The 14,024-nt window shown below is 70.3% G+C and carries 8 protein-coding genes; 4 read left to right on the top strand and 4 right to left on the bottom strand.

Features of this window, described 5'->3' with window-relative positions; translation table 11 throughout:
• Together NBRGI_RS21315 and NBRGI_RS21320 are read right to left on the bottom strand one after the other, a co-directional pair.
• Positions 1–547: hypothetical protein (locus NBRGI_RS21315; protein ID WP_029899020.1), on the bottom strand; the 547-nt coding region annotated here is incomplete at its 3' end.
• A gap of 271 nt (positions 548–818) precedes the next feature.
• Entirely contained in the window at positions 819–2,300 is a 1,482-nt protein-coding gene (locus NBRGI_RS21320; RefSeq protein ID WP_051727925.1) for an NAD(P)/FAD-dependent oxidoreductase, read from the bottom strand.
• A gap of 257 nt (positions 2,301–2,557) precedes the next feature.
• Here NBRGI_RS21320 and NBRGI_RS21325 point away from each other — a divergent pair, with 257 nt between their 5' ends.
• On the top strand, positions 2,558–4,024 hold the full coding sequence (locus NBRGI_RS21325) for a cytochrome P450 (protein WP_029899022.1): 1,467 nt from the start codon (positions 2,558–2,560) through the stop codon (positions 4,022–4,024).
• Positions 4,025–4,067: 43 nt separating this feature from the next.
• Here NBRGI_RS21325 and NBRGI_RS21330 read toward each other — a convergent pair whose 3' ends face one another.
• Positions 4,068–4,958: a hypothetical protein gene (locus NBRGI_RS21330; RefSeq protein ID WP_029899023.1), complete on the bottom strand. Its 891-nt coding sequence runs from the start codon at positions 4,956–4,958 to the stop codon at positions 4,068–4,070.
• Positions 4,959–5,076: 118 nt separating this feature from the next.
• The gene (locus NBRGI_RS21335) at positions 5,077–5,229 is read right to left on the bottom strand and encodes a hypothetical protein (RefSeq protein ID WP_228832178.1); all 153 of its coding nucleotides are present in this window, start codon (positions 5,227–5,229) and stop codon (positions 5,077–5,079) included.
• Between the two features lie 441 nt (positions 5,230–5,670).
• Here NBRGI_RS21335 and NBRGI_RS21340 point away from each other — a divergent pair, with 441 nt between their 5' ends.
• From NBRGI_RS21340 to NBRGI_RS21350, 3 genes are all read left to right on the top strand, one after another.
• On the top strand, positions 5,671–6,750 hold the full coding sequence (locus NBRGI_RS21340) for a GGDEF domain-containing protein (RefSeq protein WP_051727927.1): 1,080 nt from the start codon (positions 5,671–5,673) through the stop codon (positions 6,748–6,750).
• A 318-nt stretch (positions 6,751–7,068) separates the two neighbouring features.
• Entirely contained in the window at positions 7,069–10,467 is a 3,399-nt protein-coding gene (recC, locus tag NBRGI_RS21345) for an exodeoxyribonuclease V subunit gamma (protein ID WP_029899026.1), read from the top strand.
• A gap of 100 nt (positions 10,468–10,567) precedes the next feature.
• Complete coding sequence (locus tag NBRGI_RS21350) at positions 10,568–14,005, top strand: UvrD-helicase domain-containing protein (protein ID WP_051727928.1); 3,438 nt, start codon at positions 10,568–10,570, stop codon at positions 14,003–14,005.
• Positions 14,006–14,024: the final 19 nt, after the last annotated feature.

Here is a 14,024-nt window from a genome sequence, read left to right on the forward strand (position 1 = left end):
GGCCCACCACGCCACCGACGAGCGCGGAGGTCGCGGCGACCGGCACGGCCGCCGCGGCGCCGGCGACGGCGCCCATGGCGGCGGTGCCGACGGTCTGGCCCGCGATCCGGTCGGACCGGCTGCGTTCCATGCCGATCGAGTCGAGGAACGTCGCCAGGTTGGCCTCCGCCATGGCGGCATTGTCGTTGATCTGGATCGCCTGTTCCTGGTCCATCCAGGTCGGCGCGTCCACCTGCACGTCACCGAAACGGAACTTGCCCGAGGGCGGCGCGATCGGCGGCACCGGTGCGACCGGGACGGGCGCGTGCAGCACGCCGACCGGGGCCAGGTACTTCTTCTCCGGCAGCGGGCGCGACCACTGCAGCGAGCTGTAGGTGCTGTCCGGGATGTTCAGTCCCTCGTAGGGCATCGCGTTCGGCGGCTCGGCGGCCGGCCACTGGGCCGGCTGGTCGGGCTGCGTCGCGGGAGTGGGGTGTGCAGGCTCGGCGTTGGCGGTGCCGGTGCCGACCAGTGCGAGGACCAGCGGAACCGCACCTGCCGCGACCATCGAGCCCACCTTCTGCCGCTGCGGGTTGGGGGCTCTGTGCTTGCCTGTGCCCATAGGTAGATCGCCTTTCGTCAGGTCGGGAATAGCTGTCAGGTTCGACGCCCCACATTCGGATCCACCGGGCACCTGGATGGGTCGAAATTCGGGCGACACAACGGCTTTGACGTTGCCTGGAAATAGCTACTCGCGGGTCCGCGGCTGCCCCTCGAACGACTTCGGCGAGGCCGGTCTGGTGGACCGGGCCTCGCCGAAAGGAGCAGGTGCGGGTACGTCAGCTGACGCGGCCCTCCGCCGCGGCCTTGGCCTTCTCCAGCAGCTTGCCGTTGTCCGCGGGCGGCGCGCCGAGCGCGGCGGCGAGCTCGTCCGCGTCCTCCTCGTCGGCGTTGACCTGTTCGAGCGCGAGCCGGGCGACCACCCACTGCTCGGTGGCGGCCATCTGACCACGGCTGCGGCCGAGGAACGTGACGAACCACTGGATCACGGTGACGATCCGGCTGCGGTACCCGATCAGGTAGTACAGGTGCAGCGCGAGCCAGGCCAGCCAGGCGAAGAACCCGCTGAACTCCAGCTTGCCGACCTGGCACACGGCGTTGAACCGCGACACCGTCGCCATGCTGCCCTTGTTGAAGTACTTGAACGGCTTGCGGTCCTGCGGAGCCTGACCGTGCAGGCCCGCCTTGATCTGCTTGGCGGCGTAGGTCGCACCCTGAATGGCGCCCTGCGCCTGCCCCGGCACGTTCGGCACCGACATCAGGTCGCCGACCACGAAGACGTTCGGGTGGCCCTTGATCGTGAGGTCCGGTTCGACGATGACGCGCCCGGCCCGATCCACCTCGGTGCCGTCGGATCGTTCGGCCAGCATCTTGCCCAGCGGGCTGGCCTGCACGCCCGCCGACCACACCTTGCACGAGGATTCGATCCGGCGGATCGTGCCGTCGGCGTCCTTCACCGTGACGCCCAGCGCGTCGATATCGGTGACCATGGCGTTGAGCTGGATCTCGACGCCCATCTTCTCCAGCCGCTTCTTGGCCTTGCCGCCGAGCTTCGGGCCCATCGGGCCGAGCACCGCGCCCGCGCCCTCCAGCAGCACCACCCGCGCGTCGCGCGGATCGATGTTGTGGAACGTGCCCTCGAGCGTGCGGTCGGCGAGTTCGGCGATCTGCCCGGCCAATTCGACGCCGGTCGGCCCGGCGCCGACCACCACGAAGGTGAGCAGCCGGTCGCGCATCTCCTGGCTGGTGGCCAGCTCCGCACCCTCGAACGAGCCGAGAATCCGGCCGCGCAACTCGAGCGCGTCATCGATGGTCTTCATGCCCGGCGCGAAGGTCGCGAACTGGTTGTTGCCGAAGTAGGACTGCTGCGCGCCGGTGGCCACGATCAGGCTGTCGAACGGGGTGACCGTGTTCGAGTTGAGCAGCCGGGAGGTGACGGTCTTGGCTTCCAGGTCGATGTCGATGACGTCCCCGAGCAGTACCTGCGCGTTCTTCTGCTTGCGCAGGACCAGCCGGGTCGCGGGCGCGATCTCGCCGACCGAGAGGATGCCGGTCGCGACCTGGTAGAGCAGCGGCTGGAACAGGTGGGAGGTGGTTTTGGAGATCAGTGTGACGTCGACGTCGGCGCGCTTGAGGTGCTTGGTGCCGAACAGGCCGCCGAAGCCCGAACCGATCACCACGACCTGGTGGCGCCGATTCTCGTGCGCACCCGTCGCCCGGCCACCGCGCCCCGCCGAATCGCTACGCGATGCTGTGGTCATTGTTCATCGTCCTGCTCCTCGACAGACCGGGGATACTCTTCCCCCGCGAACGGTTGCTGACAGGTGTCAACCGTAGCGGGGTGGATCGTGGCCGTCGCGGCGACGTCCCTGTTCCGGGTGTGTCGCGGCGCGCCCGCGCCGGAGTGCGTTGCGGCGAACCGCCCTTGGGCACCAGCGAAAAAGAATAGGATGAATACGGTCGTTCAGGGAGGTTTGCCATGGTCGCCGGGGACCGGGTCGTTGGCAGAAAAACCAGCGTGCGCAGGAAATCCGGTAGACCGCCCGATTCCGAGAACATCGGATTGATCGAAATACCGCACGACCATCTCCTCGATCGCGCACTCGATCTGATTCCGGAACGGCACCATATTCTCGCCCGGCCGCCCAGCGGCAGCGCGGCCACCGCGGTGCACGGCGACGCAGGCCTGCCGTATCTGGGCCGGATGCTGCAGTACATGCGGTGGGGCCCCGCCGAAATGATGGGCCGGTATCGGAAATACGGTCCGGTCTCGATGAATACTTCGCTCGGGGTCGATCGGGTGCTCGTCGCGGGGCCCGAAGCGCTCGACGAAGTGCTCGGCCGGCGGCGCCGCGATTTCGGCCAGGGCTGGGACTATTTCATCGGACCGTTCTTCCGGCGCGGTCTGCTGTTGCTCGAGTTCGACGAGCACAAATTCCATCGCCGGATCATGCAGCAGGCTTTCACCAGGGACCGGCTGGCGGCGCATCTGGCGGCGCTGACCCCGGTGGTACGCACCAGCATCGAGCGCTGGGTTCCGCAGGGCGGCAACGCCGAACGCACCGTGCGCCTGTATCCGACGTTCAAGGAACTGACCCTCGATATCGCGGGGGAGATGTTCATGGCCGCCGATGTCGGACCGCAGCGCCGTGAGTTGGTGGACGCTTTCCTCGACTGCACGCACGCCGCGCTCGCGCTGATCCGGCATCCGGTGCCCGGCGGCAACTGGCGGGCGGGTCTGCGCGGCCGCCGGGTGCTGGAGGACTACTTCCGGGCGATGCTGCCGGACAAGCGGCGGACCGAGACGTCGGACCTGTTCTCCGGCCTCTGTCACGCGCGCAGCGAGGACGGTGGCGTGTTCGGCGACGCGGATGTGGTGAACCACATGATCTTTCTGATCATGGCCGCGCACGACACCACCACGACCGCGGCCACCGCGGTCACCTACTATCTGGGCAAGCATCCGCAGTGGCAGCAGCGGGTGCGTAGCGAAGTGCTCGCGCTCGACGCCGAAACCGACGGCGCCGCACCGACTATCGCGGACCTCGAGAGCTTGCGCGACCTGGATCTGGTGCTCAAGGAGAGCCTGCGCCTGATGCCGCCGGTGCCCGGTCTGTGCCGGCGTGCGGTGCGCGATACCGAGATCTCGGGCCACTACATTCCGGCGGGCACCCAGGTCGATCTCGCCTATCAGGTCAACCATCTGCTCGACGAATTGTGGACCGAGCCAGAGCTGTTCGACCCCGAACGGTTTAACGAGCAACGGCGCGAGGACAAATCGCATCGGCTGGCGTTCCTGCCGTTCGGTGCGGGCGCGCACAAGTGCATCGGCATGCACTTCGGCACGTTCGAGGTGAAGACGGTGATCGCCGCGCTGGTGCGTGCGTACACCTGGCAGATCCCCGAGGACTATCGGATGCCCTGGGGTTTCACCACCATTCCGTTCCCCAGGGACGGGGCGCCGATTACCCTGCGGCGCCGCTGAACTTCCGCGTCCCGCACCAGGAACCGGTGCGGGACAACAGGTATCAGCGTCCCGCGAACAGCATCTCGGCGACCTTGGTGTCGGTGGCCGCGCCGTCTTCGTAGCCGCCCGCGTTACCCAGTGCGGTCATGACGGCCAGGGTGTATCGCTCGCCGGGACCTGCGAAGCCGACCGAGTTCACGACCCAGCCGCCCTGTTCCTCGGACCAGCCGTTCTTCAGACCGGGCCGCATCGGCGCGCCCGCGCCCCACACACCCCAGTGCTGGTTGCTGTCCACCGAGCGCATCCGGTCCAGCAGGTAGGCGCGGTCGTCGGGGTGCATCTGGTTGAGGATGTTGTCCATCAGCCGGTCCAGGTCGGCGGCGGTGCACTTCTGGAACGACCAATCCGGGAACAGCGCGGTGTTGGTCGGCTGCGGGACCAGGGTGGCCATGCCGTTGGCGCGGAAGGCGTTGTTGAACGCCATCCGATCCAGGCCCGCGTACTTGGCCCAGAGCACGTCGGTGGCGCGGTCGTTGGAGGTGGCCAGCATGGATTCCATCAGGCCGCGATCTTCCGGGGTGAGGTTGATCGCGCCGACCCGGGCCCGGTTCAGCAGATCCTCGGCGATGGCGAGTTTGATGGTGGAGGCGGTCCAGACCGCGTTCTCCGCGTTCGCATTCGCGTACACGCCACCGGAAACCCGGTCGCGCACAACGTAACCGGTGACGCCGGGGCGACCCTTCAGGTAGTTGTCGACCTTGCTGATCCGATTGCTCATATCGCAGTCGAACCCGGACAGGCAGGCATCGGTATGCGCCAGCGGCACCGGCACGGCGGCCGCGTGCGGGAGCAGGGCGGGCGCGCTCGGGATGAGGATCGCCGCGGCGGCGAGGACACAGGCGGAGGCGGCCACACGGGGAACGGCGCGGGTGGCGGGCGACGGGTAACGCACGGTGGAACACGATCGCACATCGGAGCCCGAGACGCACGTCTTGAGCTGAAGTCCGGCTTGTGCTATCGCATTCGTTGCGCGCTTGTGCCCCAGCGGGTTTCAGCCACCCGCGGGCCGTTTAGCGGAACGCGGCCTGCAGTTCCTCTACTGTGCGGCCGTTCAGCCGGTAGCAGTGCTCGAACGCCTCGGAGTGCTGATCGCGCGGCCAGGAATGTAGGACGACGGTGCGGCCGTAGCCTCGCGAGTTGACGAGCTCCCAGCGGTCTCCCACGCGGCGGACTGTGAACCCGCCCCTCGGGACCAGGGGAATCACCATCGCATCCATGAACGCGAACCAGCCTTTCGGTGCTCTCTCGTTCCTCCCCGGATGAGCACTGTCGCACATCGGCGGCGCGGATCCGAGCGGACACGGCGAAGGAACGTGTTCTGGTGTGGTTCAACTCACTCCCCTTGCTGGGTAGACCATTTGGTCGCTTTGCCGCCCGGGGGGCGAGCGGCGTGCGATCGGTGCAGGTGGCCGGGCGTGGCGCGCGGTGAGTGAACGTGTTCGAAGCAGGTGGGCGGCGGTTCATGCTGTGACGTACCGTTACAGTTAACATGCCGCAATCACGCGGCGCCGTTGTGGGCAGCATGCACAACCGGCCGAACGCTCGATATCGACGCGAGGCGGTGACCATGACCGATATCCGACGGATCTTCCGGGCCTGGTGGCGTGACGCGGGTCGACTACCGCTGGCTGGTCGAGACCTTCGCCTCGCACTCCGCGCTCGCGGCGCTCAAGCTGATGGTCGGCACGGCGGGCTTGGTGATGATGGCGATCACCCTGCTGGCGCTGGTCTCGCACGCCGGTCAGGCCGGTCCGGTCGGCGTCACCCAGGCGATCGCGGTGAGCGTGCTGGCCGGGCTGTGGACGTTGCGCTGGTGGCTGCTGCCGTGGCCGTCCGAGCGCGAATCCCTGGTGTGGGTCGCGGCCATCGATATCGGCATCACCGCGAACAACATCCTGGTCCAGGACCGGCTGCTCGGCGCATTGGGCATCGTCCTGCTAGCCACCACCGGCGGTTACGTGACGATCTTCCACGGGCCGCGGATCCTGGCCTGGCATCTGGGCTGGTCGCTGCTGTCGATCGTGCTGCTGGCCGTGCTGCTGGTGCTCGGCGAACCGGGTGACAACGCGCACGCCACCGGCGATCCGGCGCTGGCCGTCGGCGTGGTGCTGGCCAATATCGCGGTGACCGGTGTGGTTTTGCCGGTCGTGCAGTTCTGCCACTGGCTGCTGCGCCTGGACGCGCTGTCCGATCCGCTGACCCGCCTGCTGAACCGGCGCGGCCTCGATTCCCGCCTCGCGCAGTACGCGCACCGCGGGCGGGGTGGTCCGGTTTACGTTGTGATCATCGATCTGGATCGCTTCAAGTCCGTCAACGACACCGCCGGGCACTCGCTCGGCGACGAGGTACTGGTCCGTACCGCGGACTGCCTGCGCGCCGCGGTGCCGTCGGAGGCCGTGATCGCGCGCACCGGCGGCGACGAGTTCGTGGTGGTCGGCACGCTGCGCGCGGAAACGCTCGAGGTGCTGGCCGAACGGATACGGAGCGCGATCGCCGCGACGGACACGCTGCCGATTTCGATCACCGCGAGCATCGGTACCGCTGTCTCGGATCAGAGCGCGGGATCGAGTATGCGAGACCTGTTCCGGCGCGCCGATTCCGCCATGTACCGCGCGAAACAGCTGGGCGGCAACACCGTCATCGCCGGTCGTTGCGACGGCGCCGCGCAGACGGTGCTGGATTGAGCAGGAACCGGCGCCCGCGCGCGTCGCGCTGGTGGACCGCTGGGCTGGTGCTGCGGCGGAGGACCGCCGTGCTGCGCCGGTGCGCCGATAGCGGATCGCTGTGCCGCGTCGGTGTTCCGGCGGGTGGACTGCCGTGCTGTGCCTGGGCTCCGGCATCGGGCCGTTCGACCGGTGCCGCAAGACGCTTCGGCGGGTAGTGCGCTTGCCGCGCGCGGGTTGGGCGTATAAACGTGCGGGATGTCGCGTGGTCCCGGCGCGACCGAGGAGCCGCGCGAATTCCACCCGCAGTCCGTCACCGCACCGATCGAGAGGGCGCAGATGCCGTTGCACATCCACCGTGCCGAGCGCGCCGACGTGCTGGCGGACGAGCTGGCCGGGTTGCTGGCCACGCCGCTGCCGGATCCGTTCGCGGCGGAGGTGGTGGCGGTGCCCGCGAAAGGCGTGGAACGGTGGCTGACCCAGCGCCTGTCCGGGGTGCTCGGCGTCTCCGGTGCGGCGGGGGCGATGGCGTTCGCTCCGTCCACCGGTACCGCGTCGACCGACGGCGTGGCCGCGAACATCCAGTTCCCGTCGCCGGCCGCGCTGGTCACCGCGGCGCTGGCCGCGGCGAGCGGGGTTCGGCCCGAAGACGATCCGTGGGCGCCGGACAATCTGGTGTGGACCTTGCTGCGGGTGATCGACGCCTCGCTCGGACAGCCGTGGTGCGCGGTGCTGACCCGGCATCTGGGCGCGCAGGACGGCACCGGACGCGATCATCGGATCGGCCGCCGCTACGCCACCGCCGCGCACCTGGCCGCGCTCTTCGACAGCTACGCGAGCCAGCGGCCCGCCTTGATCGTGGCGTGGGCCGCCGCGTCGGACACCGACGGCGCGGGCAATCCGGTGCCGGAGGACCTGCGGTGGCAGCCGGAACTGTGGCGGCGCCTGCGGGCCGAGGTCGGTACGCCGAGCCCGGCGGAGCGGCTCGACGCCGCGTGCGCACGGCTGCGCGCCGAACCCGGACTCGTACCGCTTCCCGAGCGCTTCTCGCTGTTCGGCGCGACCCGGCTGGCGACCGATCAGCTTGCCGTGCTCAGCGCCCTCGCGCAGACCCGGGACATCCATGTGTGGCTCCCGCATCCGAGCCCGGTGATGTGGCGCGCGTTGCGCGCCGCGCCCGCGGCGAGCACCCGCGCGGCCGATCGCAGCGCCGCGGCGGTGCGGCACCCGTTGCTCGCAGGGCTCGCCCGGGACGTGCGGGAGTTGCAGCAGCGCCTGGCCGGTGCGGCCGACACCGACACGCACCATCCGGTCGCCGATGCCGCTGAGTCACTTCCTGATTCAGCGGATACGACGTTGCTCCGCGCGGTACAGGCGGGCCTGCGCGACGATCGATGGCCGCCCGCCGCGGTCCGCGCGGGTGACGGGACGGTGCAGGTGCACGCCTGTCACGGCCCCGCGCGTCAGGTCGAGGTGCTGCGCGAATGCCTGCTCGGCCTCTTCGCCGCGGACGACACGCTGGAGCCGCGGGACGTGCTCGTCATGTGCCCCGAGGTGGAGACCTATGCCCCGCTGGTACGGGCCGCCTTCGGGCAGCAGAGCGCGGGATCGGCCGGGCCCGTGTCGGATTCGGCCCATCCGGCGCACGGGCTGCGGGTGCGGCTCGCCGACCGCGGCCGCGGCATCACCAATCCGCTGCTGGCGGTGATCGGCGTGCTGCTCGAGCTGGCCGACGGGCGGGTCACCGTCACCCAGGTGCTGGATCTGGCGGCGGCCGAAACCGTCCGGCGGCGTTGTGGATTCGACGACGACGATATCGAGCGCCTGCGTGAGTGGGCCGCCGAATCGGGTGCGCGCTGGGGGATCGGCCAGCGGCAGCGGCAGGCCTTCGGCCTCGCCGACTTCGCGCAGAACACCTTGAACAGCGCGGTGGATCGCATCCTGCTCGGGGTAACCGCGGGCGAAACCTCCGAGGACTGGCTCGATCTCGCGTTGCCGCTCGACGATGTGGACAGCAATGATGTCGACCTGGCCGGCCGGTTCGCGGAATTCATCGATCGGCTCGCGGTGTGCCTGCGCGATCTGCGCGGCCCCCGGCCCGCGCACGAGTGGGCGGCGGTTCTGGGCCGTGCGCTGGATCTGCTGACGGACGTGCCGAATTCGCAGTCCTGGGTGCGCACCGAGGCGCGCACCGAACTCGCCGCCGCGCTCGAGCGCGCGGGCGAGGTCGACCTGCGCCTCGCCGACGTCGAGGTGCTGCTGCACGCGCGGCTGGCCGCCCGCCCCACCCGGGCCAACTTCCGCACCGGCGAGCTGACCGTGTGCGCACTCGTGCCGATGCGTTCGGTGCCGCACCGGGTGGTGGTGCTGCTCGGCCTGGACGACGACGTGTTCCCGCGGGCCGGCGGCGTGGACGGCGACGACGTGCTGGCGCGCGATCCACTGCTCGGCGAACGGGATCCGCGGAGCGAGGATCGTCAGCTGCTGCTCGACGCCGTCCTCGCGGCGCAGGAGAAGCTACTGGTGTTCCACACCGGGGCCGACCCGGTGAGCGGCGCGCATCGCCCGCCAGCCATCCCGGTCGCCGAGCTGCTCGACGTGCTGCGGGCGCACGTCGGCGGGCCGGGTATGGACACAGTGGTGACGCGGCATCCGTTGCAGGGCTTCGACCGTCGCAATTTCCGCGCCGACGCGCCGTTCAGTTTCGACACGGTGGCGCTGGCCGGCGCGGTGTCCGCGGGGCAGCCCGCGCAACCGCGTCCCGCGTTCCTGCCCGAGCCGCTGTCCACCCCGGAACTCGCCGATGTCGCATTGGCCGACCTGATCTCGTTCGTCGAGCATCCGGTGCGCGCGTTCCTGTGGCAGCGGCTCGGTCTGCGCGTGCCGGAGCACGACGAGGACATCGCCGATCGGTTGCCCATCGAACTCGACGGGCTGGCCAAATGGGAACTCGGTGAACGGCTGCTCGCCGCCCGCCTGACCGGCGCCGACCCGGCGGCCCTGCGGGCCGCCGAATGGCGCCGGGGCACCTTGCCGCCCTTCGGTTTCGGCGCCGCGGTGCTGGACGAGGTCGAGCACACGGTCGACAAGCTGGTCCGCGCGTCGCAGGCCGACTACGAAGGCCCGGTGCGGGCCGTCGACGTCGCGGTGGACCTCGGTAACGGCCGCAGGCTCACCGGGACCGTGCCCGAGGTGCGCGGGGAAACCCTGGTGCGCACCACCTTCTCCCGGCTCGCCCCGAAACACCGGATCGCGGCGTGGGTTTCGCTGCTCGCCCTCGCGGTCACCGAGGATCGGTCCTGGCGGGCAGTGACCACCGGACGCGGCCAATTCGGCCGTCCCGCATGGCGTTCGGAGATCACCGCACCCGAAATGCCTGCCGCGCGCACGATCCTGCGTGAGCTCGTCGCGCTGCGCGACGCCGGCCTCACCGAGCCGTTGCCGATCGCGCCGGGCGCCACCGCCGCGTACGCCGAACGTCGTTTCCGGGGTGCCACTGTCGAGGAGGCCGTCGTCGCGGCGGAGCGCGAGTTCAACGGCGGCCCGAACGGGCCCGGCCCGTTCGGCGACCACACCGACCGTCATCTGCGCTACGTCTGGGGTCCCGCTCCTCGACTAGAACACCTGATGGAGATTCCCGCCCAGGCCGGGGAGCCCGGCGAGACCACCCGGTTCGGTGCGCTCGCCCGGCGCCTGTGGGCACCCCTGCTGACCGCGGAGAGCCAGGGGCAGCCGTGAGGGGTGCGCCAGTGCGACGCGTCATGCGTGTCGGTGGGCCGGATGTGCGCACCGACCGGGCAGAATGGCCCTTTCGGCGGGTCGAGAGGCGGGTGTTCGCGTGACCGTACAAGACACCTCGTTCGTGGTGCCCGAGGTCGACGGGCCCGACGCCTTCGAACCCTACGGCCCGCTGCCGACGGGGACGACCGTGCTGGAGGCGAGCGCCGGAACGGGCAAGACGCACGCGATCGTGGGGCTCGCGGTGCGCTATGTCGCCGAGGCGGGGATCGACGTCGCCGAACTGCTGCTCGTGACGTTCAGCCGGGCCGCGACGCAGGAGTTGCGTGAGCGAACCCGGGAGCGGTTCGTGCTGGTCGCGGCGGGTCTGGCGGATCCCGAGCTGGCACGCGCGCACGCCGACGACCTGGTCCGCTATCTGGCGCAGGCCGATCAGGAGCAGGTGCGGCGCCGGCGCGCCCGCCTGCTCGCCGCGCTGTCGGATTTCGATGCGGGCACCATCGCGACCACGCACAGCTTCTGCCAGCGGATGCTCGACGAACTCGGTCTCGCCGGCGAACACGACCCGGGCGCGCGGCTGGTGGAATCGGTCGACGAACTGATCGGCACGGTCGCCGACGACCGCTATCTGAATCGGTACGCCCGTACCGAACCGCCGTTCACGGTGAAGGAATCACACACCCTGGCACTGGCCGCGGTGCAGGATCGGCACGCCGTGCTGGTGCCCGCCGGGGACTCCGCGGCGGGGGAGCGGGTGGCGTTCGCGACCGCCGTCCGGGCCGAGACCGAACGCCGCAAGCGGCTGGCGGGGCTGCGCGACTTCGACGACCTGCTGGTGCTGCTGCACGAGGTGCTCGCCGATCCCGACCACGGGCCCCGGGCCTGCCGGCGTATCCGCGCGCGCTACCGGGTCGCGCTGGTCGACGAGTTCCAGGACACCGACCCGCTGCAGTGGGACATCCTGCGCCGCGCCTTCCACGGCCACACCACCATGGTGCTCGTCGGCGATCCGAAGCAGGCGATCTATGCCTTCCGCGGCGCGGAGGTGCTCAGCTACCTGGACGCGGTCGCGCACGCCGACACCCGCAAGGAGCTCACCACCAACTGGCGCAGCGACGCGGGGCTGATCGCCGCGCTGGACCACCTGCAAGGCGGTGCGGCGTTGGGGCACAAGGAGATCAGCGTCTATCCGGTCGCCGCCACCCGCCCGTGGTCGCGGCTGGGCGGACCCGAGGAACTGCGCACTCCGCTGCGCGTGCGGTGTCTCACCCGCACCGGTGCGGGTCCGCTGAACAAGTCCGGCTTTCCGGCCGTCGGCCGGATGCGCGCGAAGGTCGCCGACGACCTGGCCGCCGATATCGTCCGGCTGCTCGAGTCCGGCATGACGCTGGACACCACCCCGCACCGCCCCCGGGACGCGGTGAACGGCACTGAGCAACAGCGGAATTCGACAGAAGGCGCGGCGGGAACAGACGGAGACGCGCTGCCGCCGCAGAATCGGCCGATCGGCCCCGGCGATATCGCCGTGCTGGTCCGGACGCGCTCGCAGATCGACGTCGTGCGAGCGGCACTGGACCGGGTGGGCGTGGCCTCGGTGCTCGCCGGTGGCACCAGCGTGTTCGCGACCGGCAGCGCCACCGATTGGCTCTGGGTGCTGCGCGCCCTCGAACAGCCGCATCGCGCCGACCGGGTGCGCCTCGCCGCCTGCACCCCGTTGTTCGGGATCACCGCCGCCGAGATCGACAGCGGCGGAGCGGATCTGGTCGGGCGGGTGAGCGCGCAATTGCGCGACGCGGCCCGGTTGTTCGCGCGCGCTGGTTTCGCCGCCGTCTTCGAGAAGATCTCGGCCGAAGCCGATCTCGCGCATCGGCTGCTCGCGGTCGAGAACGGCGAGCGACAGCTCACCGACCTGCGTCACGTCGCGCAGCTGCTCGATCAGGTGGCGCTCACCGAATCGCTCGGGCTCACCGCGCTGACCCGCTGGCTGGCCGATCGGGTGCGTGATCCGGCCTCGGGCACGGTCGCCGATCGCAGTCGCCGGCTCGACCGCGACGCCGCGGCCGTGCAGATCGCCACCGTGCACGCCAGCAAGGGCCTCGAATTCCCGATCGTCTACTTGCCTTTCGCCTGGGACAACGCGAAGAACCCGTATCCGGCGACGCTGCTCTTCCACGACGACAACGGTGCGCGGGTGCTCGACGTCGGCGGTCCGGACGCGTCCGGCTACGCGGAACGCAAGCTGCGCAGCGAAGCCGAGGAAGCGGGCGAGGAACTGCGCCTGCTCTATGTCGCGCTGACCCGCGCCATGTGCCAGGTCGTCGCCTGGTGGGCGCCCGCGATCACCACGGCCGCCTCGCCACTGCACCGGATGGTGCTCGGCAGGCCCGACGGCGGCGACACCGTGCCGCCCCGCGCGTCCGTTCCCGCGGATGCCGCTGCGCCAGGGCTGCTTTCGGCCTGGGCCGGGGGAGCGGGGGCGGCCATCTCGGTGACCGCGGTGGCGGGTACCGAGGACGTGACGATCCAGCGGGTGCGCGGCGAGCGGGAAACCGGCGAACTCGCCGTCGCGCGCTTCGAGCGCACCCTCGACCAGAACTGGCGCCGGACTTCGTATTCGGCGTTGACCGCCGCCGCGCACGGCCCCGCCGCGATCGCGCCGGAACTCGAACCCGAGAACGGGCGGGAGCCCGGGGACGAGCCGCAAGACGCGCCCGTCGCCGCGCTCGAGGAGGTGTTCGGTGGCGCGCCCTCGCTGATGAACGCCCTGCCCTACGGCGCGGAGTTCGGCACCCTGGTGCACGGCGTGCTGGAGCTGATCGATACGGACGCGCCGGATCTGGCCGCCGAGGTGAGCGGACAGTGCCGCGCCGTGATCGGCGAACTCATGGCCGAGGTGGACCCCGACCTGCTCGCCGCGGCGTTGCTCGCCGTGCTGCGCACGCCGATGGATATCGGCGCGCTCGCCGACATCTCCAGCCGGGACCGCTTGAACGAACTGGAATTCGAGCTGCCGCTGGCCGGCGGTGACACGCCGCGCGCCACCTCGGCGACGCTGCGCCGGATCGCCGATCTGCTGCGCGCGCATCTGCCTGCCGACGACGACCTCTTCGTGTACGCCGATCATTTGGCCGCGCTCGACGACCTTCCGCTGCGCGGCTATCTCACCGGCAGCATCGATGCCGTGCTGCGGGTCGCCGACGGCGCCGACACCCGCTACGTGATCGTCGACTACAAGACCAACCGGCTGGGCACCGGCGATCTCACCGTCGAGCATTACACCCGCGAGCGGATGGCCGCCGAGATGCTCCGCTCGCACTACCCGTTGCAGGCTCTGCTGTATTCCGTTGCCCTGCACCGCTATCTGCGGTGGCGGTGGCCCGGCTACGACCCGTCGCGGCATCTCGGTGGTGCCCGCTACCTGTTCGTCCGCGGCATGGTCGGCGCCGGAACCCCGCCGGGTCACGGGGTATTCGACTGGCATCCGCCCGCGTCGCTGATCGTCGCGTTGTCCGCGCTGCTGGCCGGGGACGTGCAGTGAGCGCAGACAGCATCGTCCG

It is taken from the genome of Nocardia brasiliensis IFM 10847, from assembly GCF_000710915.1.
In the GTDB taxonomy this organism is placed as follows: domain Bacteria; phylum Actinomycetota; class Actinomycetes; order Mycobacteriales; family Mycobacteriaceae; genus Nocardia; species Nocardia brasiliensis_A.

What these genes read in the sequence shown, in the direction of transcription:
- NBRGI_RS21320 (WP_051727925.1), bottom strand. Translation starts at nt 2,300, where the DNA reads ATGACCACAGCATCGCGTAGCGATTCGGCGGGGCGCGGTGGCCGGGCG.
- recC (WP_029899026.1), top strand. Translation starts at nt 7,069, where the DNA reads ATGCCGTTGCACATCCACCGTGCCGAGCGCGCCGACGTGCTGGCGGAC.